This is a genomic window from Halomonas sp. CnH100-B, from assembly GCF_024124605.1.
Lineage (GTDB): Bacteria > Pseudomonadota > Gammaproteobacteria > Pseudomonadales > Halomonadaceae > Vreelandella.
The window spans coordinates 336,498-357,764 of sequence record NZ_JAMXRX010000004.1; the positions used below are offsets into that span (position 1 = coordinate 336,498).

Below are 21,267 nucleotides of genomic sequence, written 5' to 3' on the forward strand. Positions count from 1 at the left end.
ACGCCTCGCAGGGCTCTGGTTCTTTGAAATAGGGAGCGCAGGCGATACAGACAGGGCCGTAGGGAGTGACCTTGCCGATGTTGTAGTCTGAACTGGCTTTTCCACATCGTGCACACGGTTTGTCAACGTTGCACTGACGACAGACGGCGTCTGGGTCATTCTTAGGCAGACGGGCTAACTCACCACATCGTGGGCACATCCGCCGCTTAAACACACGAGCATAGCAAGTTGAACAGTAGCCGTGCCCTTTATGGCGTCGCCACAATTTGGAGACTTCTCGGCCACACTCATGGCAGTCGACCGTTTGGTGTTGATTCAAGAGGTTGGCTCCGCTTTCATTCTGCGTTTTAAACGCGCCCATGAGGCTCTAACAGCGCGTTCCGACATGGGGCGACAAGCCGGGGGAACACGGCGGCGATGCGGCCCATGAGGGTGGTGAGATAACCGTGATAGCAGCGGCAACAACACAACGGGGGGCGACCTTCGGGGATCATGAAGCGCGCTCGTTTTGACATTGCACGCGACCAGAACGCTGAACGTTTCTTCAAGGCCCATACTGAGCAAGCGTTCCAACGCTACCAATAAGGCACTACGCTCGCTGACAGCCAGCAGCTCAAACGCCAGGCCAGACACAGGCATTCGGCAATCCGTAACCGAAATGCCCAATGAAAGAAGCGCATCGGCCAGGGGTGACACAGGCCGCCGACTTGCACGCCGTATAACGCCAATAAAAAAGGCCACCATAGAAAACCAATCGGCGGGTGCGATAGAGGCCTGCCTAAACGTCACCTTATCCTGTTCTAACACACGATCAGCCATCACTTGAACACTGAACGCTTCAGGTAAAGGCGACGTGCATACCGCCTTTCTAAAATCGTTATGACACCGGCTGCATTGAGCTAAATGTTGATCTTCCGCTGTCAGGCGATGGGGCTCTATAGGGGCCTTGCATGCTGGGCACTCATCTACCAGCTGCACCCCATGAAAGCGGCACCCAGTGTGCCAAGCGAATCGCCAGTGCCGGCGCAAGTAGGGGGTTGAGTCCTCTGCCAAGCACAACGTGCATACCTGTTGTCCTCCATGGCGGGTTCGATTTCGGCTGCCGAGTGCCAACAACCAGGGCCAAGTCCGGGTTTCCGGTAACGAGTAACCGACCACTTTCTCACAATCGTCCCGCATCCCCGCTTTCTGAAACTTAGCGGAAGATATCCCCGAGGCATTCACTAATGGGCGCATTCTTGCGAGGGGTATTTCCCTATCAATGTCCCTCGTCCATATACGCCATGTTGGCCAAATAGCCCCGGTGAGCGACAAAGGATCACACCCCTGTCGCAACGCCGCCCGAACGAGCCATGATGAAAGGGACTCCTCAGGCAGCAGGGGCACACTCAGCGCCCAGGTCATTACAGCATCACTTCCCTAATGCCACGGGTGGGCCGCACCCATGATTTACTCTGAATAATTTTCTCATCGATGCACTCAGCTCCAGACAAAATAGCGGCATTTGCACACTCAATCAGCAGCCGGTGCAGGTCACCCAAATTACCGCCAGAAATCGCGTGGAGCTGGGTCGCCAATTGGGGCTCATGCAGTTGGGAAGGATGTTTGAGAGGTAATATCTTCTCAAAGCCAGCGAGCAGCTTCTGAAACTCCTGATTGAGCTCCCACTTTGGTAACGCGACCACATCAAAGCGACTCGCATGCTGTGGGTCTGAATGCAGCACACGCACAGCATCTTGCGTCCCCACACCAACGATGGGAATCATTAGCTCATTGCATAAAAGCTTAATGGCATTCATCGTTTCGCGCTGCTTAACAGCACCACCGGTTAACAGAGAGTGAAACTCATCGATGATCAGTAAGCGCGTATGGCAAGCACGCAGTTGATGAATCACCTGGTAGCGCAGCTTGGGAACAGGATCTGTAGGCCGGTAGGGAGCCCAGAAACTCTCTAGCACTGCGATATACAGACTTTTCTCATCGGCACTCGGGGGAGCCTGAGTGACAACAACAGGCTTCACGGGCTCTACGTCTTCATTCACGTAGCCTTCACCGTACTGCTTACGAAACCGTTGAACGATGGTTGTCTTTCCGTTGTTGGAGTCACCCACGAGCAAGAGGTTAGGCATACGAGGACGACTGGGCTTCTCCATCAACCCACGCATGACCTCAATGACACGATTGGCCAATGGATAGCCCAACCAGCGCGGTTGATCCATAAACTCCATTCGCTCTTTAGCGGACAGCCCCAAGACGTGACGAAGATCAGGATGAAGGTGTGTGCTCATGCTATGTCCCAGTTCACATCGATATCACCCGTTAAAAGACCGTCCCCTTGAGCGGGTGTCTCTTTAGGGGCCGCAGTTGAGGGCGCATGTAAAAGGGGATCTGCAGGCGTCACCTTCTTCTCATGCTCTTTACGTCGTTGTGCCTGACGGCGACTTCGCTTAGTACGTGCTTGCGACTCCTCCACATGGGTTCGCAGCTCACTAATAGCGCGTAGAATTTCAGTCTCATTGACCGAGCTTCTTCCTTCCTGCCGAAGGCGCGCTTTAGCTTGGGCATACTCCCAAACACTCATCGAGGGGAGGGCAAGATTGGCAAAGGGCACGCGAAAATAGTGCCCGAGCTCCGGGTCTTTGAACCAAATGACACTAATGTCGCGAGGGTCGCGCCGGAAAACAAAGGTGCGTTTCTTGTCTGGCATGTCTGGATCTTTGGCATTGATCCAAGGTCTTAGCGCTTCATCGTAATAGTTTATGCCATCGATGGTCACACCAAAGGTCTGGATCGTACGCTGAAAGCTGGGCAAAAAATCGAGCAATACAGAGAGCCTGTCAGCAGGCCTCGGCGCTAATCCCACTCCCTGCACATCCGCATTGCCAAACACACCAATTTCCCACTTTTTCATCGGCGACATACCAATCCCAGAATGAAGGCGCTGGTGGTAAACCTTGCAAATCAACGTCACCAGCCACTCTTCAAACTCGCTTTTCGTCATGGCCGCGTGCTTCTCTGGATCGTATCCCTCTTTCTCTTTAATGGAGGAAAAGGTCGTCCCAGGCAGGTTATGGACCTCCTTGAGAAGAGAGCCCAGCAACCGCTCGATGTGGCCACCGTAACGAGGCTGCTTAACAGGCCGAAATTCAAGGTTGATTCCATAGGCTAGGCATGAGCGCCGAAACGTTTCTGAGCGAAAATCGGGGCCGTTATCGACATGAATCGTGGCGGGCGTGCCCCATACCGGCCACTCAGCCTCCACGTTATGCAGCAGCAACCATTCATCTTTAGGCAGCATTGATTGAGCCACACACATGCCGACGGATGTTTCAGAGGGTGGATCGAACGATAAGTAATAGCCTGTGACTACCCGAGTGCACACGTCCATGGCCAACGTGATCCATGGTCGGCCAATCGGTTTGCGATGCACGTCATCGACCAAAATAATATCGGCAGGCGTGTGGTCAATCTGCATGACCGCTAGCGGATAGTCCGCATTGGGAAACTTCCCGGCCGCTGGCTGGAACTTATTAATGGCTTTGTCTCTAAAGCCATGGCCACGCAACCGGTCACGCTCTGGGATATCACGTAGACGAGCACGAACGGTACCAGGGCTCGGCGGGGCGATGCGCCGTTCATGGCAACGCCGCATCACTTCCTGTACCGCTTTTTGCGCGGAGGGACGCTGCAGCGTCAGGTACACGTCTTTGATGACTTCCTGAATGACCGCCTCGGCATGCGCAGGGATACGCGACTTACCCTTCTTCCACCCTGGCTTTTGAGGAATCAAAGCAAGCACCGAGCCTGTCGCCTTGTACCGCTTCAACCAACGGTAGATCGTGGCCGTATCCACGCCTGTTTGTTTAGCACGCTCTTCCGCTGCATCTCGCCCTACGGTATGACGATCCACCAAGGGCTTAATGATGGAAAGGCGATGCTCAGCCTCTCGCCAATCGGCATCCCCAATCTCAGACAAATCCTGCTCAAGGGGAGCAGGCCCGCTATGAAAAGGGGTTAATTCACTGATGCGAAGCGGACAACTACGCCCGGACTCAACGGCAATACCAATGACCGTCTCAAAATCGAGCACCTGAGAAATTCGGTAAACGGTGTCACCTTTCTGAACCTGCTCACCCACCGTGATTTGCAAGTGTTGGCGTGTTTGGGCAACACCGTTACTGGGTTCAGTTATGTTGTCACGAGGATTATTCATAATCGGGTACCCACACCTCTGATAGAGGGCTAAAGGATTGAGCCATATCGCAATCTAGCTGCCGAGTCGCTAGCAGGTGCCATAAGTGCGCAATGCCCTCTGCCCGGTAAATGTCACCCATGAAGTGCCGAGACAGCAGGTAATCCAAGGTCGCCACCCCCATCTCCCTCACCGTATTGAGCACTGCCTGGCTTTCAACCGAGGGAAACACCATTCGTTTGTAGCGCGCCAAGAAGGTGATGTTGTCCAGGGTCTTATCACGAATGCGGCTCTCGTCATGAATGCTAAACGACCACCCCTCGTTGCTGGCATGCCGCATCGCCGCCTTCCATTTAGGCGACCATTCACGCCAATGTGCTTGCCACTTTTCCCGTGGTTTGACCTCCACCAGGAGAGGTTTTGGGTAATCCCTGTAATCACGGTTACCGAGACGGTAATAAACCAAATAATCCGGCGTGTAGGTGTAGCGCCTACCGGTCACGGGATGATGAAACGGAATCTCGCACGGCTGGGAAATCACGCCAAGGACGCTTACATCAAAGTCAGCCTTGATGAGGAAATCACGTTCGAGCGTCGACTCGAACGCAATAGACTCCTCCCCGCGAAAGGCATAGTAGCCAGACACACTTCGTCGGGTAGGGCCGATATTACGAACAGATGTAGGCAGTGGCATGAGCAGTCGCACCAAATGTTGAATAAAACGTGACCTGTCGCATCAATTGCTATTAATTCTGTCGCATTCAATCCTGCACAGACTATCATAATAGCCCGATATTACGCGCTGAGCGTCGCATTAATTGCTAAAAATGACAGCGGCTCAAAACCCAAACCGGGTGAAATTTCATTAGCGCACCACGGCGTGCTGTTTTTGGATGAGCTGCCGGAGTTCTCCCGCAACGTACTGGAGGTCCTTCGGCAACCCCTAGAAACAGGGGAAATTCATCTCACCCGCGCCAGCCATGAGCGCCGATATCCCGCTCAATTTCAGCTCGTTGCCGCGATGAACCCTTGCCCCTGCGGGCATCTGGGCGACCCACGCCAGCGCTGCCAGTGCAGCGCCAGCCAAATTCAGCGCTATCAGGCACGGCTCTCTGGCCCGCTGTTGGATCGTATTGACCTGCAAGTGGAAGTGCCCGCGCTGCCACCAGAGCAGCTCACCGCACAAACTCAGGGCGAACCCTCCAGCGCGGTGCGCGAGCGGGTGATGGCGGCTCGGGAGCGGCAAATGACCCGGGGCGCGCTCAACAGCCAGCTCAGCGGTAAAGCGCTGGAAGCCGCCTGCGCCCTCAATGATGAAGAGCGCGCCTGGCTGGCAGGCGTGCTGGAAAAGCTCAAGCTCTCCGCCCGCGCCTACCACCGCGTGCTACGCGTTGCCCTCACCCTGGCCGACCTGCAAGGTGAGCCCAAACCCTCCCAGCCGCACTTTATCGAAGCCATCGGCTACCGGCAGTTGGACCGACTGTTGAAGGGGGCATAAGCCCCCTTCGTCATTTGGCATGTGTCGCCGCGAGAGAGTCGACTAAGCGTTGGCACAGCGCATCCAGCTTTTGGCCTGTGGCCTCGTCGTTCAGCGCGCCGCTGTCGTTAAAAGCGCTGCCTGCTTTGGGGAGCGACAGCGGCTGGGGCAGCACGGTGAGGCTCAAGTTAGCCAGTAACTGCTGGCCTAGCGGTAGCGCGCGAATGCCGCCCAAGCCACCGGGGGAAGCGGCGACGAGCGCCGCCCACTTACCGGCAAAGAGCCCCAAGCCCGGCGTGTCCCCGTAGGGGCGTGAAAGCCAGTCCAGGGTATTTTTCAGCAGCGGCGTGATAAAGCCGTTGTACTCCGGCGAAGCGATCATTAGCGCCTGGTGGTCCGCCAAGATCTCACGCAGTTTCAGCACGTTCTCCGGCATCCCCTGCGCTTCGATATCTTCATCGAACAGCGGACAGGGATACTCTTTTAAATCGATAAACGTGGCCTTGCCGCCTAACGCCTCGATGCGCTGGGCGGCGTATTTTGCGAGGCGTTTATTGAGCGAACCTTCCCGGGCGCTACCCGCAAACACCAGGACTTTTGGGGATGTGGGGGTGGTCATGGCTTCTCCTTTGATGGGGTTTCATGCACGTTGTCGATAAAGTGGTCGAGCGCTTCGAACAGCACTTGGCGAATCGGCTCGGCTTCGTTCACCAAGTGGTGGCGCGCTTCCGGGTGGCGGTGAATCTCCGCGTTGGGGAATTTTTCCGCCAGAATGGCAAGGTTCCACTCCCAGTCCACGGTCAGGTCCTGCTCGCCTTGCAGAATGAGCGTGGGCAGCGGGTTGGGCGCAAGCGCCAATAGGCGCGGCATCCAGCGGCGCATGGCGGTGATCCAGGCCACGCTTAAGCGTTCTGGCTGTAGCGGGTCCTGGTCGCGTAGAAAGGCGGTGAACTGCTCGTCGGTGGAGTTGGGGCGATACTTGCGCGGCAGCTCTTTTACAAAGGGGCTGGCAATTAAATGCAGCCAGCTGGCCTGGCTCCAGCGCCAGGGGCGCACCAGCGGTGCCAACAGCACAATGCCTGCCCAGCCGGCCGTGTCGCGGCGGGTGAGCGCATCGGTGGCGAGAATCGCCGCGCCAGTGCTTTGGCCCACGCCCAGCCACGGTGTTGGTGCCATGTCTAAGGTTTGCAGCGTCTCCTGGAGGTGTGACAGGCAGTGCTGGTAATCGTCGAAATCTTCGATTTCCGCCCGAGGGCCGCTGGAGAGCCCGTGACCCGGCAAATCCCAGAGCACCACGCGCCAGCCTTTCGCCAGCAGGCATCGAAGCAAGTGGCGGTACAAGCCTAGATGATCAAAGTAGCCGTGGATGACGAAGGCCGTGCCGGTGGGTGCGGGCGGGCTCCAAACTTGGCACCACAGCGCGAACCGTCCGGTATCGATAAACCCGGCGTGCACGTCGCGGGTGTCGTTGAGCAGCGCCTCTAAGCCGTAGTGGCGAAAGTAGTCATGCACAGCTTCCGTGAGCGCATCGCCCGGGGTCAAACGGGAGAGCGATGTCTCACCTTGCGCCTGCCGAAACAGACCTTCCAAGTGTTGGAAATTATGCATCAACGTCTCTCCGTGAACACCACACTTCCATGGGCTGAGTAACAGCACTAAATAACAGCGGCGGTGGCGCCCGCTCTTATCATTTGGTCGAGCATTTTACCGCTTTAGGGTCTACGCTGTTTACATGCCCGCGCAGGTGTGGAAGTATTTTCCATAAATCACCATTTACCCTGACCGTGGCACTCTAATCAACCACGGGCACCTTCACAGGAGAACCCCATGAGCGAGCGTATCACGCGTCACCGTTTACAGGTGGCAGCCGACCTAGATCGTTTCATCAACGAGCAGGCTCTGCCGGGCACCGGCGTCGACGAAAGCGCCTTCTGGGCCGGTGTCGATGCTCTGTTCCACGATTTGACCCCGAAAAACCGCCAGCTGCTCGAAGAGCGCGACACGCTGCAAGAGAAGCTGGACGCTTGGCACCGTGAAAACCCCGGCCCGGTCAGCGACATGCCCGCTTACCGCAGCTTCCTGAAAGAAGCGGGTTACTTGGTAGACGCGCCGAATAGCGTGAAAGCCACCACGGCCAATGTTGACCGCGAAGTCGCCACGCAAGCAGGCCCGCAGCTGGTGGTACCGGTGAGCAACGCCCGCTACGCTCTGAACGCGGCCAATGCCCGCTGGGGCAGCCTGTACGACGCGCTTTATGGCACCGACGCCATCTCCGAAGAGGACGGCGCGGAAAAAGGCACCAGCTTCAACCCGAAACGTGGCGAGAAAGTTATCGCTTACGCCCGTGGCGTGCTGGACCGTGCCGCCCCGCTGGCCACTGGCTCACACCGAGATGCGGTGAAGTACGCCATCCGCGACGGCCACTTGGTCGTCAGCCTGGAAGGCGGTCGTGAAACCGGCCTGAAAGACGCTGGCAAACTGATTGGCTTTAACGGCGACGCCTCTGCGCCCGATTCGATTCTGCTGGCCAACAACGGTCTGCACCTGGAGATCCAGGTCGATGCCAACCACCCCATCGGCAAGACCGATCCGGCGCACGTCAAAGACGTCGTGGTTGAAGCCGCGCTGACCGCCATCATGGACTGCGAAGACTCCGTCGCGGCGGTGGATTCTGAAGACAAAGTCGGTGTGTACAGCAACTGGCTCGGCCTGATGAAGGGCGACCTGGAAGAGACCATCGAAAAAGGCGGCAAAACCTTCACCCGTAAGCTGCACGCCGACCGCACTTGGCAAACCACTGACGGTAACACCGTCACACTGCCGGGCCGTTCGCTGATGTTCGTGCGCAACGTGGGCCACCTGATGACCACGCCTGCGGTGCTGGACGAAAACGGCAACGAGCTGCCGGAAGGCATTCTGGACGCGGTGGTCACCTCGCTGCTGGCCCTGCACGACCTGAAGAAAGACGCCGACCAGCCGCGCAACTCCCGCGCAGGCTCGGTGTATATCGTCAAGCCGAAGATGCACGGCCCGAAAGAAGTCGCCTTCGCCAACGAACTGTTTGGCCGCGTCGAAGACATCCTGGGCATGAGCCGTGACACCCTGAAAATGGGCATCATGGACGAAGAGCGTCGCACCACGGTGAACCTCAAAGCGTGTATTGCCGAAGCGACCTCGCGCGTGGTCTTCATCAACACCGGCTTCCTGGATCGCACCGGTGATGAGATGCACACCGCCATGGAAGCAGGCCCGATGGTTCGCAAAGGCGATATGAAGAGCGCCGCGTGGATCACCGCCTACGAGAAGAACAACGTGCAGGTTGGTTTGGCCTGTGGCCTGCGTGGCCGCGCCCAGATTGGTAAAGGCATGTGGGCCATGCCGGACCTGATGCACAGCATGCTGGAGCAGAAGATTGGTCACCCGAAAGCCGGTGCCAACACTGCGTGGGTACCTTCCCCCACCGCTGCTGCCCTGCACGCCCTGCACTACCATCAGGTGAACGTGGCCGACGTTCAGCGCGAGCTGGAGGCCCAAGGCGAGCCGGACTTCCTAGACGACCTGCTGAGCGTGCCTGTGGCGGAAAACGCCAACTGGTCAGAGGAAGAGATTCAGCAAGAGCTGGATAACAACTGCCAGGGCATTCTGGGTTACGTGGTGCGCTGGGTGGAACACGGCGTTGGCTGCTCGAAAGTGCCGGATATTCACAACGTTGGCCTAATGGAAGACCGCGCCACGCTGCGTATCTCCAGCCAGCACATTGCCAACTGGCTGCATCATGGCATCGTCGATGCGCCCCGCGTTGAGGAAACCCTCAAGCGCATGGCGAAAGTGGTTGATGAGCAGAACGCCGGCGACCCCACGTACACCGCCATGAGCGCCGACTTTGAAAGCTCTACCGCGTTCAAAGCTGCCTCTGACCTGGTGTTCAAGGGCCGCGTACAGCCGTCTGGCTACACCGAGCCGCTCCTGCACGCATGGCGTCAGGTACACAAGGCTAAGTAAGCCCTATCGCTTAATAGCCCCCAGCCCCAAGGCTCGCGCCTTGGGGCTTTTTTATTTATGCTGGCTTACGTTAACGTAAAAGCAAGGTGGTACTGCGGGCAACCCCCTTTCTACGACCTGCCTACAGCATCAGGCCCGTGCCTATAAGAAAAATAGCGAGGAATAACAACAATGACCGTGATGACCGCCGAGCAGATTGAGCACTTCCTGGATGAGGTCTTTCCCCAGCGTATGGGTAAGATAGTGAGCGTTGGAGAGATGTGCGCCACCATGCGCCTAAGCATTGGCCATGAGCACCTGCGCCCTGGCCCCCGCGTTTCCGGCCCCACCATGATGGGCTTTGCGGATGTAGCGCTGTACGTGGCGATACTCGCCCAAATAGGCCCCGAAGCGATGGCCGTGACCAGCGATTTAAACTGCCACTTTTTACGCGCAGCCTCCGGTGACCACGACATTATTGCCCACGCCAAGCTGATCAAGCTGGGCCGACGCTTGGCGGTGGGCGAAGTGCAAATCTTTTCCGCCAGCGATGACACGCGCCCCGTGGTGCATGTCACCGCTAGCTATGCGCTGCCGGATACCCCCTAGGCGGCCGAACAGCGCGGCCGTTCATGCCTTAACGCGCTCAACTCACTTTGGGGAGCTGGTCAATCAGTCGATCCAGCGTCATCGGGTAGTCTCGTACGCGGATGCCGGTGGCGTTATAGATCGCATTCGCCACGGCCGCCGCCACGCCACAGATGCCCAGCTCCCCCACGCCCTTGGCTTTGAGCGGCGTCGAGGCGGCGTCGGTGGTGTCCAAAAAAATCACCTCCTGCTCCGGAATGTCCGCATGCACCGCCACCTCGTAACTGGCGAGGTCGTGGTTGACGAAAAAGCCGCGCTCCACATCGGGGGTGAGTCCCTCCATCAAGGCACTGCCCACGCCCATGGTCATCCCCCCAATCACCTGGCTGCGCGCCGTGACCGGGTTGAGAATGCGCCCTGCGTCGCACACCGCCAGCATACGGCGCACACGGGTTTCGCCGGTATGGGCGTGTACGGCCACTTCAACAAAGTGCGCCGCGAAGGTGCCGATTTGCAGCGTGTCTTTGAAGTCGCCAAAGTGGATGGTGTCTTCTGCGACCAGCTCTTCGCCATCAGCCACCTCCGCAAGCGCTACCTCCGTGGTGCCTGCGATCACCCGGCCCTGTTCAAACCGCGGCGAGTTCATACCAAGGCGCTGGGCAATCTCCTCTTGTATCTTCAGGCAGGCCGCGTAAACACCGGCGGTGGCGCTGGCAGCACCAAACTGCCCCCCGGAACCCGACGAGACCGGGTAGTCGCTGTTGCCCAGCCGTACCTCCACGTCCTCTAGCGTCAACCCCATGGCTTCCGCGGCGGTTTGAGCAATAATCGTGTACGAACCGGTGCCGATATCGGTCATATCGGTCTCGACCACCAAGCGCCCAGCCTGCAAACGCACCCGGGCGCCGGAATCCATGGTGGGCGCGCCGCGATAAGCCCCTGCCATGCCGTGGCCGATCAGCCACTGCCCTTCCCGCTGGCCGCCTGGGGTGCGGTTGCGCGCCTTCCAGCCAAACGCCTCGGCCCCTTTTTGCAGGCACTCTACGTAGTGGCGGTCGCTAAACGGTTTGCTGGGGTCTTCCGGATCGACTTGGGTGTCGTTGAGGATGCGAAATTCTACCGGATCCATGCCCAGCTTCTCGGCCATTTCGTCCATGGCGATTTCCAACGCGGCAAGCCCAGAGGCTTCGCCGGGGGCGCGCATATCCGCCGACTCGGGAAGGTCCATCTCGATAGCCGTATGGGCCACGCGGCGGCTTGCCCCGGCGTAAAAGGCGCGGGTTTGGTTGACCGGATTCTCGCCACTGCCGCCGGGCAGCGTATGGGAGAACGCTGAGTGGTCGAAGGCGGTAATCCGGCCCTCGGCATCGGCGGCGATACGCAGGCGCTGAACAGTGCCGGAGCGGTGGGTGGCGTTGTTGAACACCAGAGGGCGCGGTAGCGCGAGCTTAACCGGCCGCCCGGCCGCCCGAGAACCCAGGGCAGCCAGCACGGTATCTGCCCGCAGCCAGAGCTTGCCGCCAAAGCCGCCGCCCACGTAGGGGCTCTCTAGCCGAATGGTCTCGAGGTCGATAGCGAAGGTCTTGGCCAGCGCTTTGCGGGTCCAGGCTATCATCTGGTTGGAGGTCCAAACCGTCATTTTCCCGCCATCCGACCAATCCACGATGGAAGCGTGAGGCTCCATCATCGCGTGGCTTTGGGAGGCCGTGCGGTAGACCTCATCCAGCGTTACCGCTGCGCTTTTAAAGGCTCCGTCCACATCGCCCACATCAGAGAGCGGCTCGTCGGGTGTTTGCTGCTCCCAGGCGACGTCTAAATCAAATACGCCTTGCTCTTCTTGGTAGCGCACTTCAATCAGCGCGGCGGCACTTCGCGCCTGCTCTAAAGTGTCGGCCACCACCACGGCAATGGCTTGATGGTAGTGGGCAACGGTATCGCCACCAAACAGGCGCGCCACGTTGCTTTTGGCCTGCGCCAGCGATTCTATTTCTAGAGTGGTGACCACCGCGGCCACCCCAGGCGCGGCGCGGGCAGCCGTGGCATCCATATGGGTAATGCGCCCTTTGGCGATGGTGGCACATAGCGGGTAGCCCACCAGCTGGTGGGCCGCTACGTCATGGCGCTCGTAGGCATAGGGGGCTTGGCCGGTCACTTTGAGCGCGCCATCGATGCGCGCATGGGGCTTGCCGACAATACGGGCGCGGTCAAACAGGTTATCGTCGGTCGATTGATTGAAATCCATCGGTTACTCCTCGGCCAGCAGCGCGGCGAGCGTTCGCTCTGCCAGGGTCAGCTTGTAGGCGTTCTCTTCTGTCGGGCGGGCACCATCCAGCAGCTCAGCCATCACTGCGGCTGCGCCTTGGGGCAGCGCGGCATCCGCCGCATCGCGCCGCCAGGGCCGTGGGGCCACGCCGCCCAGCGCCACACGCCCCGTGCCGTCCGGGGCGTGAATCAGCGCCACTGAGACCAGCGCAAAGGCGTACGAAGAGCGGTCGCGCACCTTGAAGTAGGCATGGCGCCCTTCCATCGGCGCGGGCAGCACCACCCCGGTAATCATCTCGCCCTTGGCCAAGACGTTTTCTACCTCGGGGGTATCGCCGGGCAGCTGGTAGAACGCATCCAGTGTCAGGCTGCGGGTCTCGCCCTCGGGGGTAACGGTTTCCACGCGGGCATCCAGCGCTTGTAGCGCCACCGCCATATCGGAGGGGTGCGTGGCAATGCACGCATCAGAGGTACCAATCACGCCGAGCTGCCGAGTGGTCGCGCCTTTTCCCAGCGCCGCGCAGCCAGCGCCCGGTGAGCGCTTATTGCAGGGCATGGCGGTGTTGTAAAAGTAGGGGCAGCGCGTGCGCTGCAGCAGGTTGCCGCCGGTGGTGGCTTTGTTGCGCAGCTGGCCAGACGCCCCCGCCACCAGCGCCCGGCTCAACACGCCATAGGCTTCGCGCACGCGTGGGTCGGCCGCCAGGGTGCTGTTGCTGACCATCGCCCCCACGCGCAGGCCGCCCTCTTCCGTAGCCGTAATGGCGTTTAAACCGGTGCCGCGCACGTCAATTAGGTGCAGCGGGGTTTCAATCTCGTGCTTCATTAAATCCAGCAGGTTGGTGCCGCCAGCAATGAATTTAGCGCCCGGCACCTCGGCCGCGCGGGCCGCTGCTTCGGCGGGGCTAGCCGCCCGCTCGTAGGAAAAGGCTCTCATGCGCGCTCCTTGGCAACCTGGGTAATGGCCTTGAGGATGTTGGCGTAAGCGCCGCAGCGGCAGAGGTTGCCCGACATCCGCTCGCGAATCTCGGCATCGGTGATCTCGATAGGCGCGGTGAGATCCGCCGTGACATGGCTGGGAATATTGGCGGCGATCTCCTGCAATACGGCGTTGGCCGAACAGATCTGCCCCGGCGTGCAGTAGCCGCATTGGAAGGCGTCGTTATCCACGAACGCCTGCTGCATAGGGTCTAGCTGCTCTACCGTGCCCAGGCCTTCGATGGTGGTAATCTCGTCACCTTCGTGCATCACTGCCAGGGTGAGACACGCGTTGATGCGTTCGCCATTCACCGACACGGTGCAGGCGCCACACTGGCCGTGGTCGCAGCCTTTTTTGGAGCCGGTGAGCGCTAGATGTTCCCGCAGGGTATCCAGCAGCGTGGTGCGGTTATCGAGCGTTAAGGTGTGCTGGGTGCCATTCACCACCAGCGTCACGGTCGAGCGCGGCACTTCTTGCGGTGCCTGATCGCGGCGCTGTTCAGCGCTATTTGAAGCGTTCATAAATCGGTGCCTTCCCTGCTCATTGCTGTTGCTTATCGACGGTCTCGCCCCTTCAGCATAGACATAAATCGGCGGCAGCGACCTGACGCGTACCAAGCGGCTGCGCTACGCTTAGCGCAACGACCCGCGCTAAGCGGGCAGGGTGACTCACGAAAGGACGCGACATTGATGCAACACTTGGATCGGCAGGTGATTGAACACGCCCTGGCGTGGTGCCAGCAGGGCAGCTCTTTTTGGCTCTGCACGGTGCTGGCGACCTTTGGCTCCTCTCCTCGCGAGCCGGGTTCCTGGATGGTGGTGAACAAAGCGGGAGAGGCCATTGGTTCGCTGTCCGGGGGCTGTGTGGAGGAGGACTTTCTCCAGCGCGTCAAAGAGGGGGCGTTTGAGCGCCCGGTGACGGTCATCCGCTATGGCGACCCGGACGACGTTCAAGGGGCTAACGTGACGCTGCCCTGCGGCGGTATCCTAGAAGTACTGATTGAGCGCCTGCCCGCCACCCAAGCCACCGAAGCGCATCTTACTACGCTGCTGGCGACGCTAGACGGCCAGCAGCCGCTGGTGCGCCATGTCGACCTCCCCAGCGGGCGCGTTGGCTTTCACGAGGATGCCTCGCTTGGCCCGCGAGTTTACCGTGAGCAGGTGCAGGGGGAATCCGAGCGCATCTACCTGCGCGTTGCCCCCGCCAGGCGGTTAATTATTGCGGGTATCTCCGCCATTACCGCCCCCTGTGCGGCCTTTGCCGTCACGCTCGGGTTCGAGGTGATCGTCTGCGACCCGGACGCCACCGCCTGTGCGCAGTTCTCCGTGCCCGGCGCGTTGGTTAAGGCACAGCTGCCGTCCCAACACATCGCCTCCGGCGCTTGCCATGGGGCGACGGCAGTGGTGGCGCTCACCCACGACCCACGCATCGATGACTTGGCCATGATGGAAGCCGTACGTACCCCCGCGTTCTATATTGGCGTGATGGGCTCTCAACGCACCTCCACCGCCCGAGCAGAGCGGCTGATACGCTCCGGCGGGCTCACCCAAGCGCAGGTGAAGCGCCTGCATATGCCCATTGGCCTGGCGCTGGGCAGTAAAACCCCGGCGGAAATCGCCCTAGCAGTGATGGCGGATATCGTACGGGTGCAGCACGGTAAGGCCGTCGATGAGCTTTAATCGCCATGAGCGCTAACCACGTCGTCGCCCTGATAATGGCGGCAGGCTACTCGCGGCGCTATGGCGAGGCCGATAAGCGCCAGGAGCGTCTTGCCGATGGCCGAACGCTGTTGGCCACCACCGTTGCGCGCACCGAGCAGGCGTTTAGCCAGGTACGGGTCGCAATTCGTGAGGGGGACGACGCGTTTCAGCTTGGCTTGGCTGCCAGCACGCCGCTGATTCGGCTGCGCCAAGCGCACCTGGGGCTGGGCGCCAGTTTGGCCGAAGCGGTGGCGGCGCTAGGCGGTGATTGCCGCCTGAACGACAGCAAGGCGGTGGCGGTACTGCTAGGCGATATGCCGCGTATTCACCCCGCGACGCTGCGGGCACTGCAGCAGCAGGCCACCCGCGACACCATCTGGCGGCCGCGCTACGGCGGGCAGCCCGGTCACCCGGTGCTGTTTGGCCGGGCTTTTTGGCCGGAACTAGCGCATTTACGAGGCGAAACGGGCGCTAAGTCGCTGATTCAGCACCACCCATCCCACTACCATACGCATGACGTCGACGACGCGGGCACTCTGTTCGATATCGATACGCCAGACGCGCTTGTCTGCCTTTAGCGTTTAAGCGCTCATTCGATTATCAAAGAAACCATTTAATAAACATTATAGAGTAGTGTGTGCATGCCACTGCCACACAGCGATCGATGAATGTTACTGCCCAACCTATTACTGGATCCTCAGGCGCTGAGTGCTTTGCAAGGAAAGCACGATGTTCTCCTGGTGATACTCTCCTGGCTAGTTGCTCTGGCGGCATCTTATGCCAGCTTGGAAATTATTCGTCTCGTCGGGAGCACCTCGTCGTCGCTCTGGCGCAGCACTTGGCTCGCCGCGGGGGCCAGCGTGATGGGCGCGGGCGTCTGGAGCATGCATTTCGTCGGCATGCACGCCTACCGGCTGGCGTTTCACGTTAGCCACGGCCATCTATTAACACTGCTTTCCGTTGTGCCTGCCATCGTCGGTAGCTTGGTGGCCATGACGCTGCTCTGTCGCGAGAAGCTCTCGCACCGCACGCTGATTCTCGCGGGCACGAGCCTGGGGCTGGGGATTGGCGTGATGCACTATAGCGGCATGGCCGCCATGCGTATGCCCGCCACGCTCTACTATGCGCTGGATCTATTTTTAGCCTCGTTGGTCGTTGCCGTTGGGCTGGGCATTTTGAGTGCCTATGCTTACCGCTTATGCCGTCTTGAAAACGGCAAAGCGCGCTATCAGCGGTACGCGTTCATATCTGCGCTGTGTATTTCGCTCGCCGTCAGTGGCATGCACTACGTGGCCATGCAGGCCGCTTGGTTCGTGCCCATGAGCGATGCCGCCGAGCACGCCCACATAGAGGGCTCCCAGTGGCTTATTTTTGTGATCAGCGGGGCGGCCGTTTTTGCCGCGCTGCTGACCGTGCTGGCGATTAAAATCCAGCGCCGCCTGCAGGACAGCGAGCGCCACGGCCATATGACCCAGCGACGGCTGCTAGAAGTGATTGCCGCTCTGCAAGATGGCGTGGTGCTATTTGATGATGGCGCGCGCATCCGGCTGTGTAATAACGCTTTTGAGCAATTAACGGGGATGACTCACACCCAGCTCATCGGTACGGATATCACTCAAGTGCCCTACGCTAAAGATAGCCAGGCGCTCACGCCTGCCATTCACCGTGCGCTGGTATCGCAAGGGGAGTGGAGCGGTATGGTCACCGCTCTGCGCTCCAATGGCGATGAGTACCCGGCATGGCTCAGCATCAGCCGCGTGAACTATGCCCACAGTAAAGATCGGGATTACGTGGCCCTGATCAGCGACCGCACCAACGAGCAAAACGCGCAGCAGCGGATTCGCTATCTGGCTTACCATGACATGCTCACCGGCTTGCCAAACCGCTTGGCACTTCAGGAGTATTTGACGACACACCTGCAGGATAGCCGTCATCAGGGCCACTACTCGGTGCTAGCGCTGTTGGACGTCAACCGTTTCAAAGTGCTGAACGACAGCATGGGCCAGGATATTGGCGACGAGCTGTTACGACAGCTCGGCAGCCGCTTGCAGCAGCAGGCCGGACAGGAGGTGATGGCAGCCCGTTTGGATGGTAATGAGTTTGCGCTGTTGTCTACGTTCACCGCCACGGATCAAGCCACCGCCGAACGGCGGGCGTACCAGCATATCGAGCAGGTACTGGCGACGCTGGTGGCCGATTATCAGCTTCACGGGCACACCTACCCTTGCAACATCAACGTGGGCATGCTGATTTTTTGTCCTAGTGAGATTGAGAGCGTCGGGCAGCTGTTCAAACGCGCCGGGCTGGCACTGTTGGAAGCCAAGCGCCAGCGAGACGGCGTGCCCAAGCGCTTCTGTTCGGAGCTGGAGCAGAAACTCGAAGAAGATATTACGCTGGAGCGTGAGCTACGCCTGGCGATCGATAGCGGTGCGCTTAGCCTGCATCTTCAAGCCCAGGTAGATACGCACCACGACGTCATCGGTGCCGAAGCCCTGGTGCGCTGGCACCACCCACAGCAGGGGATGATCTCACCGGGACGCTTTATTCCCATCGCCGAGCAAACCGGACTCATTTTGCCCCTGGGCGCTTGGGTGTTAAAAGAGGGCTGCCGTCTGCTCGGCGAGTGGCAGCACGACCCATGCCTGCGCCATTTAAAGCTCTCGCTCAACGTGAGCGTGCGTCAGTTCCAGCAGCCCGATTTTGTCGAGCAGGTCACCACCACGCTGTGCGCGACCGGCGCCCCGCCTGAGCGTTTGACGCTGGAGCTGACCGAATCGCTGCTGATGAGCGACCCGGAAGGCACCATCGACAAGATGCGCCGACTGCGGCAACTGGGCATTCGCTTTGCGCTGGATGATTTTGGCACCGGCTACTCGTCGCTGGCATATCTCAAATCGCTGCCGCTGGACACGCTCAAAATCGACATCGCTTTCGTCAGGGATTTGACTCTGGACATGCAGGCAACGCCGATCGCCGCCACCATCATCGCCCTGGCAGAGAGCCTGGGGCTAGACGTGATTGCCGAGGGCGTGGAAACCAACGATCAGTGTACGGTGCTGGCGCGCTTAGGGTGCCATGTGTATCAGGGCTATTACTTTGGCAAGCCAGCACCCGCAGCAGCGTTTACGCGACGCAATGGTGCCTCTTCTCCTACAGCGTCATGAACGGCTGGGCGTCTTGATTGCTGAACATATACACGTGATAAGGCTCGCTCTGGGGCCCAGGCATGCCCGGTGTGCCAATCGGCATACCGGCTAAGCCGATGCCATCGACCTCCGGCTGCTGATCAAACAGTGCCTCAACCGCTTCCATCGGCACGTGCCCTTCGATCCAGTAGTTGCCTATCTCGATGGTGTGGCACGAGCCCATGCCGTAAGGCACGCCCGCCTGCTGCTTAATATCACCCAGCTCGACATCATCAATAATGGTGACGTCTACGCCCAGCGCTTCAAGATGACGCGCGTACTCATCGCAGCAGCCGCATTGCGGGTTTTTATACAGCGTCGCCTCATCGGGCAGCGCCGCTTGGGCTGTTGCGGCACCAAACATCAGTGCACCGGATACCAAGAGCGCCGTGGCGTTACGTTTCATATGTATCTCCTGTTAAATGGTCTCTGTTGTAAAGCTTACAACCTAGGGGTTACCCATAGGTCAAGCCCGCTGCAGCATCATCAGCCCGGTTATTTGACCTATGGGCGGCACCGGGTTCTACGCTAAGGAGTGGACGTTGATCGCAAGACGACAAGGAGGCTAACCATGGCAGCAACGACCCACCACACTGCCCAGGTATATCGGATGAAAACCGCCGAGCACATGTGTCCGTTCGGCTTGAAGACCGTCGACTTGCTCAAACGCAAAGGCTACGCGGTGGATGACCATACTCTCACCAGCCGTGACGACGTCGACGCATTCAAGGCACAGGAAGATGTCGATACCACGCCGCAGGTATATATCGATGGCGAGCGGATTGGCGGCTACGAAGACGTGCGCGAACACTTGGGTATGAGCGTTCCCAATGCCAAAGAGACTACCTACCGCCCGGTGCTGGCCATTTTTGCCGTCGCGCTATTGATAGGCCTGGCGATGAGCTGGGCGACCCAGGGCACGCTGCTTACGGCGCGCATGCCAGAGTTTGCCGTAGCGACCGCGATGGTGCTGCTGGGCCTGCAGAAGCTGCAGGACATCGAAAGCTTCAGCACCATGTTTCTCAACTACGACCTGCTCGCCCAGCGCTACGTGCCCTATAGCTACGTTTACCCCTACGCCGAAACCGCCGCAGGGCTGTTGATGCTGGCGGGCACGCTGATTTGGGTAGCCGCACCGCTGGCACTGTTCGTCGGCACCGTGGGCGCGGTATCGGTGTTCAAAGCGGTATACATCGACAAGCGCGAACTCAAGTGCGCCTGCGTGGGTGGCAACAGCAACGTACCCCTCGGCTTTGTGTCGCTCACCGAAAACCTGGTGATGATCGGCATGGGCCTGTGGATGCCGCTGCGCCTACTGCTGGGCTAGCGTCGATTAAGAGCGGCTTAGCAGCGCCGTGACGCCCAGGGCCAGCCAGCCGGCCATCAGCAGCAGCCCGCCAATCGGCGTCACGATACCTACGCTCAACCCGGCCAGCGCCATCAGGTAGAGCGAACCGGCAAAGGCCAGTACGCCTAACGTCCATAGCGCCAGTACGACCTGCTGACCGGGGAGCGGGCGGTGGCTGCGCCAAGCAAGCACCGCCAGCATGGCCAGCGTGTGCCACGCTTGGTAGCGCACGCCGGTTTCCACGATATCCACCATGGCAGCGCTGGTGCGTGCCGCTAACCCGTGGGCGGCGTAAGCCCCCAGCATCACCATGGTTGCCCCTAAAAGCGCCACCACACACCACCATAGCTTGTCGATTCGCTGCACGCCTGACTCCTTTTCACCTATGTTGGCGGCGCATCGCCACCCCGTTAATCATTGAGATATTCACCCCGCTGCATACCTTGCACGGGTCGAAACCGCTACAATAGAGGCCGTTTTGCCTCATCCACCAGGGTGCTTACTGTTTATGTCTACCCCCAATGAGTCGATACAGCTTACGCTCAACGGCGAACCCTACGCCATGACCGCTGGCCTCACCGCTGCCGACTTGGTCGAGCAACTTGGCCTGGGCGGGCGTCGTATCGCTGTCGAAATCAACGAACAGATTGTGCCCAAGAGCCAACTGGCCGCGACCCCGCTGGCCGCAGGCGACCAGATCGAAGTGGTCCACGCCATTGGCGGCGGCTAGCTGCCGGTGCTTTTTCAAGGAATCGCTATGACGCAACTGACTGATACACCGTTCACCATTGCCGGACGTGATTTTAGCTCCCGCCTGTTAGTGGGTACCGGCAAGTACAAAGACTTTACCGAAACCGGTGCGGCCATTGCCCAGAGCGGTGCCGAAATCGTCACCTTTGCCGTGCGCCGTACCAACCTTGGCCAAGATGCCGATGCGCCGAACCTGCTCGACGTCATCTCGCCCAAGCAGTACACCCTGCTGCCCAATACCGCGGGCTGCTACAACGCCAAAGATGCCGTGCGCACCTGCCGCTTGGCCCGCGAACTGCTGGATGGCCACAACCTCGTCAAGCTGGAAGTGCTCGGCGATGACCATACGCTCTACCCCAACGTGGTCGAGACGCTCAAAGCGGCCGAGACCCTGCTGGCCGACGGTTTCGACGTGATGGTGTACACCAGCGATGACCCGATTGTGGCACGCGAGCTGGAAGCCATGGGCTGCTGCGCCATCATGCCGCTGGGTTCATTAATTGGCTCGGGCCACGGCATTCAAAACCCGCATAACGTTCGCCTCATCGTGGAACAGAGCAGCGTGCCGGTCCTGGTGGATGCAGGCATTGGCACGGCCTCCGATGCCGCCATGGCCATGGAACTTGGCTGCGACGGTGTACTGCTCAACAGCGCCATTGCCCATGCCCGCGATCCGCTGCGCATGGCCAACGCCATGAAGCTCGCCGTCGAGGCTGGCCGCGATGCGTTCTTGGCAGGCCGAATGCCGCGCCGCCAAAGCGCCGACCCCTCTTCGCCTTTTGCAGGCCGAATCAACGGCTGATACAGA

19 protein-coding genes and 1 pseudogene are annotated in these 21,267 nt (G+C 59.6%); 9 read left to right on the top strand and 11 right to left on the bottom strand.

Going from position 1 to position 21,267, the window contains the following annotated elements; genetic code table 11:
* Positions 1-315: 315 nt before the first annotated feature.
* From NH398_RS16815 to NH398_RS11180, 4 genes are read right to left on the bottom strand one after another with little or no spacing between them, the layout of a single operon-like run.
* Entirely contained in the window at positions 316-1,404 is a 1,089-nt protein-coding gene (locus tag NH398_RS16815) for a TniQ family protein (protein WP_081139052.1), read from the bottom strand.
* The gene (locus NH398_RS11170) at positions 1,404-2,288 is read right to left on the bottom strand and encodes a TniB family NTP-binding protein (RefSeq protein ID WP_022521282.1); all 885 of its coding nucleotides are present in this window, start codon (positions 2,286-2,288) and stop codon (positions 1,404-1,406) included. The genes NH398_RS16815 and NH398_RS11170 overlap by 1 nt, the downstream gene beginning before the upstream one ends.
* Positions 2,285-4,213 (bottom strand): Mu transposase C-terminal domain-containing protein, encoded by a 1,929-nt coding sequence (locus NH398_RS11175; protein ID WP_253018587.1) that lies wholly within the window; start codon positions 4,211-4,213, stop codon positions 2,285-2,287. Before NH398_RS11175 ends, NH398_RS11170 begins: the two co-directional genes overlap by 4 nt.
* Positions 4,206-4,886: a TnsA endonuclease N-terminal domain-containing protein gene (locus NH398_RS11180; protein WP_253018589.1), complete on the bottom strand. Its 681-nt coding sequence runs from the start codon at positions 4,884-4,886 to the stop codon at positions 4,206-4,208. The genes NH398_RS11175 and NH398_RS11180 overlap by 8 nt, the downstream gene beginning before the upstream one ends.
* A 141-nt stretch (positions 4,887-5,027) precedes the next feature.
* Between NH398_RS11180 and NH398_RS11185 the strand changes: the two are divergent.
* Positions 5,028-5,690 (top strand): annotated as a pseudogene (locus NH398_RS11185) (ATP-binding protein); the annotation flags it as partial.
* A 10-nt stretch (positions 5,691-5,700) separates the two neighbouring features.
* Here NH398_RS11185 and NH398_RS11190 read toward each other — a convergent pair.
* Both NH398_RS11190 and NH398_RS11195 read right to left on the bottom strand, forming a co-directional pair.
* Positions 5,701-6,288 (bottom strand): NAD(P)H-dependent oxidoreductase, encoded by a 588-nt coding sequence (locus NH398_RS11190; protein WP_253018591.1) that lies wholly within the window; start codon positions 6,286-6,288, stop codon positions 5,701-5,703.
* Positions 6,285-7,277, bottom strand: a complete 993-nt coding sequence (locus NH398_RS11195) for an alpha/beta hydrolase (protein ID WP_253018593.1) — start codon at positions 7,275-7,277, stop codon at positions 6,285-6,287. The genes NH398_RS11190 and NH398_RS11195 overlap by 4 nt, the downstream gene beginning before the upstream one ends.
* Positions 7,278-7,496: 219 nt before the next feature.
* On the opposite strand from NH398_RS11195, the gene NH398_RS11200 reads away from it, so the two are divergent.
* Both NH398_RS11200 and NH398_RS11205 read left to right on the top strand, forming a co-directional pair.
* On the top strand, positions 7,497-9,671 hold the full coding sequence (locus NH398_RS11200; RefSeq protein WP_253018595.1) for a malate synthase G: 2,175 nt from the start codon (positions 7,497-7,499) through the stop codon (positions 9,669-9,671).
* Between the two features lie 171 nt (positions 9,672-9,842).
* The gene (locus NH398_RS11205) at positions 9,843-10,259 is read left to right on the top strand and encodes a PaaI family thioesterase (RefSeq protein ID WP_253018597.1); all 417 of its coding nucleotides are present in this window, start codon (positions 9,843-9,845) and stop codon (positions 10,257-10,259) included.
* 37 nt (positions 10,260-10,296) lie between these two features.
* On the opposite strand, the gene paoC is transcribed toward NH398_RS11205, so the two are convergent.
* Genes paoC through NH398_RS11220 form a run of 3 tightly spaced genes read right to left on the bottom strand, consistent with a single transcriptional unit; the run spans position 10,297 to position 13,997 of the window.
* Positions 10,297-12,480, bottom strand: coding sequence for an aldehyde oxidoreductase molybdenum-binding subunit PaoC (gene paoC, locus NH398_RS11210; RefSeq protein WP_253018598.1), 2,184 nt, complete (start codon positions 12,478-12,480; stop codon positions 10,297-10,299).
* Between the two features lie 3 nt (positions 12,481-12,483).
* Positions 12,484-13,434: a xanthine dehydrogenase family protein subunit M gene (locus tag NH398_RS11215; protein ID WP_253018600.1), complete on the bottom strand. Its 951-nt coding sequence runs from the start codon at positions 13,432-13,434 to the stop codon at positions 12,484-12,486.
* Complete coding sequence (locus tag NH398_RS11220; protein ID WP_159343518.1) at positions 13,431-13,997, bottom strand: 2Fe-2S iron-sulfur cluster-binding protein; 567 nt, start codon at positions 13,995-13,997, stop codon at positions 13,431-13,433. Before NH398_RS11220 ends, NH398_RS11215 begins: the two co-directional genes overlap by 4 nt.
* A gap of 168 nt (positions 13,998-14,165) precedes the next feature.
* Here NH398_RS11220 and NH398_RS11225 point away from each other — a divergent pair, with 168 nt between their 5' ends.
* The 3 genes from NH398_RS11225 (at position 14,166) to NH398_RS11235 (ending at position 18,340) form a co-directional block, all read left to right on the top strand.
* Positions 14,166-15,155 carry an XdhC family protein gene (locus NH398_RS11225; protein ID WP_253018602.1) on the top strand — a complete coding sequence of 330 codons (990 nt, stop codon included), beginning with the start codon at positions 14,166-14,168 and terminating at the stop codon, positions 15,153-15,155.
* A 5-nt stretch (positions 15,156-15,160) separates the two neighbouring features.
* Positions 15,161-15,754 (top strand): nucleotidyltransferase family protein, encoded by a 594-nt coding sequence (locus tag NH398_RS11230; RefSeq protein WP_253018604.1) that lies wholly within the window; start codon positions 15,161-15,163, stop codon positions 15,752-15,754.
* A 90-nt stretch (positions 15,755-15,844) separates the two neighbouring features.
* Positions 15,845-18,340, top strand: coding sequence for an EAL domain-containing protein (locus tag NH398_RS11235; protein WP_253018606.1), 2,496 nt, complete (start codon positions 15,845-15,847; stop codon positions 18,338-18,340).
* Here NH398_RS11235 and NH398_RS11240 read toward each other — a convergent pair.
* On the bottom strand, positions 18,327-18,767 hold the full coding sequence (locus NH398_RS11240; RefSeq protein WP_253018608.1) for a DUF411 domain-containing protein: 441 nt from the start codon (positions 18,765-18,767) through the stop codon (positions 18,327-18,329). The two genes, NH398_RS11235 and NH398_RS11240, sit on opposite strands and share 14 nt — an antisense overlap.
* Before the next feature lie 165 nt (positions 18,768-18,932).
* Between NH398_RS11240 and NH398_RS11245 the strand changes: the two genes are divergently transcribed.
* The gene (locus NH398_RS11245) at positions 18,933-19,688 is read left to right on the top strand and encodes a MauE/DoxX family redox-associated membrane protein (RefSeq protein WP_253018609.1); all 756 of its coding nucleotides are present in this window, start codon (positions 18,933-18,935) and stop codon (positions 19,686-19,688) included.
* A gap of 6 nt (positions 19,689-19,694) precedes the next feature.
* Here the strand turns inward: NH398_RS11245 and NH398_RS11250 are convergent, their stop codons facing one another.
* Positions 19,695-20,075, bottom strand: a complete 381-nt coding sequence (locus tag NH398_RS11250; RefSeq protein WP_253018611.1) for a DUF423 domain-containing protein — start codon at positions 20,073-20,075, stop codon at positions 19,695-19,697.
* A gap of 142 nt (positions 20,076-20,217) precedes the next feature.
* Here NH398_RS11250 and thiS point away from each other — a divergent pair, with 142 nt between their 5' ends.
* On the top strand, positions 20,218-20,439 hold the full coding sequence (thiS, locus tag NH398_RS11255; protein WP_153843523.1) for a sulfur carrier protein ThiS: 222 nt from the start codon (positions 20,218-20,220) through the stop codon (positions 20,437-20,439).
* 27 nt (positions 20,440-20,466) lie between these two features.
* Positions 20,467-21,261 carry a thiazole synthase gene (locus tag NH398_RS11260; protein WP_044629869.1) on the top strand — a complete coding sequence of 265 codons (795 nt, stop codon included), beginning with the start codon at positions 20,467-20,469 and terminating at the stop codon, positions 21,259-21,261.
* The last annotated feature ends 6 nt before the right edge of the window (positions 21,262-21,267 follow it).

Excerpts from the sequence above, each read along its gene's own strand:
- NH398_RS11225 (WP_253018602.1), top strand. The coding sequence starts at position 14,166 with ATGCAACACTTGGATCGGCAGGTGATTGAACACGCCCTGGCGTGGTGC.
- NH398_RS11170 (WP_022521282.1), bottom strand. The coding sequence starts at position 2,288 with ATGAGCACACACCTTCATCCTGATCTTCGTCACGTCTTGGGGCTGTCC.
- NH398_RS11260 (WP_044629869.1), top strand. The coding sequence starts at position 20,467 with ATGACGCAACTGACTGATACACCGTTCACCATTGCCGGACGTGATTTT.
- NH398_RS11175 (WP_253018587.1), bottom strand. The coding sequence starts at position 4,213 with ATGAATAATCCTCGTGACAACATAACTGAACCCAGTAACGGTGTTGCC.
- NH398_RS11245 (WP_253018609.1), top strand. The coding sequence starts at position 18,933 with ATGGCAGCAACGACCCACCACACTGCCCAGGTATATCGGATGAAAACC.
- NH398_RS11200 (WP_253018595.1), top strand. The coding sequence starts at position 7,497 with ATGAGCGAGCGTATCACGCGTCACCGTTTACAGGTGGCAGCCGACCTA.
- NH398_RS11215 (WP_253018600.1), bottom strand. The coding sequence starts at position 13,434 with ATGAGAGCCTTTTCCTACGAGCGGGCGGCTAGCCCCGCCGAAGCAGCG.
- NH398_RS11180 (WP_253018589.1), bottom strand. The coding sequence starts at position 4,886 with ATGCCACTGCCTACATCTGTTCGTAATATCGGCCCTACCCGACGAAGT.
- NH398_RS11235 (WP_253018606.1), top strand. The coding sequence starts at position 15,845 with ATGTTACTGCCCAACCTATTACTGGATCCTCAGGCGCTGAGTGCTTTG.
- NH398_RS16815 (WP_081139052.1), bottom strand. The coding sequence starts at position 1,404 with ATGACCTGGGCGCTGAGTGTGCCCCTGCTGCCTGAGGAGTCCCTTTCA.
- thiS (WP_153843523.1), top strand. The coding sequence starts at position 20,218 with ATGTCTACCCCCAATGAGTCGATACAGCTTACGCTCAACGGCGAACCC.
- NH398_RS11195 (WP_253018593.1), bottom strand. The coding sequence starts at position 7,277 with ATGCATAATTTCCAACACTTGGAAGGTCTGTTTCGGCAGGCGCAAGGT.
- NH398_RS11220 (WP_159343518.1), bottom strand. The coding sequence starts at position 13,997 with ATGAACGCTTCAAATAGCGCTGAACAGCGCCGCGATCAGGCACCGCAA.
- paoC (WP_253018598.1), bottom strand. The coding sequence starts at position 12,480 with ATGGATTTCAATCAATCGACCGACGATAACCTGTTTGACCGCGCCCGT.
- NH398_RS11230 (WP_253018604.1), top strand. The coding sequence starts at position 15,161 with ATGAGCGCTAACCACGTCGTCGCCCTGATAATGGCGGCAGGCTACTCG.
- NH398_RS11240 (WP_253018608.1), bottom strand. The coding sequence starts at position 18,767 with ATGAAACGTAACGCCACGGCGCTCTTGGTATCCGGTGCACTGATGTTT.
- NH398_RS11205 (WP_253018597.1), top strand. The coding sequence starts at position 9,843 with ATGACCGTGATGACCGCCGAGCAGATTGAGCACTTCCTGGATGAGGTC.
- NH398_RS11190 (WP_253018591.1), bottom strand. The coding sequence starts at position 6,288 with ATGACCACCCCCACATCCCCAAAAGTCCTGGTGTTTGCGGGTAGCGCC.